This window comes from Bradyrhizobium sp. Kon10 (assembly GCF_055807395.1).
On record NZ_JBVVOZ010000091.1, the window covers coordinates 1 to 1,458 of the forward strand.

Genomic DNA, 1,458 nt, shown 5'->3' on the forward strand with positions numbered 1-1,458 from the left:
TCCACCGCCGACCTGCTCGCCACCACCCAGTCCCGTTTGTCGACTGGCAAGAAGGTGAACTCGGCGCTCGACAATCCCACCAACTTCTTCACCGCACAGTCGCTCGACAATCGCGCCAGCGACATCAACAACCTGCTCGATGGCATCGCCAACGGCGTGCAGGTGCTCCAGGCCGCCAACACCGGCATCACCTCGCTGCAGAAGCTGCTGGACAGCGCCAAGTCGATCGCCAACCAGGCGCTGCAGACCACGGTCGGCTATTCGACCAAGTCCAACGTCTCGACCACGATCGCGGGTGCGACTTCTACCGACCTGCGCGGCACTACGACCTATTCCAGCACGACCGCTCTCTCGAACGTGGTGTTCGACGGTAGTGCGGGCGGAACTACCGTTGCAACCGGATCAGCCACGCTCGGCGGTGGGTCCGCTTCGCTAGTCGGATCCGCGGCACCGGACGGCGCGGGCGCTGCGGGCAAATTGGCTGCGGCCCTTACGCTCGCCGGCGGTCCCTCAGCGACAACCATTGCGGCCAAGGGCGCGCCTTCGGATGGCGAAACGCTGACCGTCGATGGACACACGATCACCTTCAAGACGGCCGACGTTCCGGTCGCTGCGCCCACAGGTTTGAACAAGGTTGGCAACCTCATCACGGATGGCAACGGAAATTCCACCGTCTACCTGGGTGCCACCGCTCCGACCGGGTCGGTGCAGGATCTGGCTAACGCGATCGATCTCGCAACCGGTGCTGGGAAGCTCAACGGTGCTGGTACTGCCGTCGTAGCCGGCTCCGGCGCTTTGGCTACCGTTTCCGGAGGTGGTGTTCTTACCCTTACGACTGGTACCGGTGCTGATCTCAGCATCACTGGCCGTGCTGACCTTCTGAAGGCCCTTGGCCTGACCGGGGCGGCGGGCAGCGGTACCGTCAATGTAACACAGGCGCGCTCAACCGCCACGGGCACACTCGGCACTTTGATCCAGGACGGCTCGACGCTGAACGTGGACGGGAAGACGATCACGTTCAAGAATGCCGTGACGCCCACCGCCGTGACCTCGGGTTCCACCCTGGTCGGCAATCTGGTCACCGATGGCAACGGCAATTCGACGGTTTACCTGCAGTCCGGCCAGGTCAATGACGTTCTGAACGCCATCGATCTCGCGACCGGGGTGCAGACTGTCAAGACTGCCGGTGCCTCTGGTGCCTTGCAGACGACCAGCGGGGCCAAGAACTCCTCGGTCGTAGCCGGCGCGCTCAACCTCTCGACCGGTGCGAACGCGGATCTGTCGATCACCGGCTCGGGCAATGCGCTGTCGGCCCTCGGTCTCACCGGCTCCACCGGTACCGGCACCGCTTTCACCGCGAGCCGGTCCGCAGCATCGGGCGGTGTCTCGGGCAAGACCTTGACCTTCTCCTCCTTCAACGGCGGCACGGCGGTCAATGTCACCTTCGGCGACGGCACC

1 protein-coding gene is annotated in these 1,458 nt (G+C 64.3%); it reads left to right on the forward strand.

All coding sequences use genetic code 11. The annotated features are described in order from the left end of the window. On the forward strand, window positions 1-1,458 hold a 1,458-nt coding region (locus AC0L2O_RS36150; RefSeq protein ID WP_473373114.1), incomplete at both ends, for a DUF1522 domain-containing protein.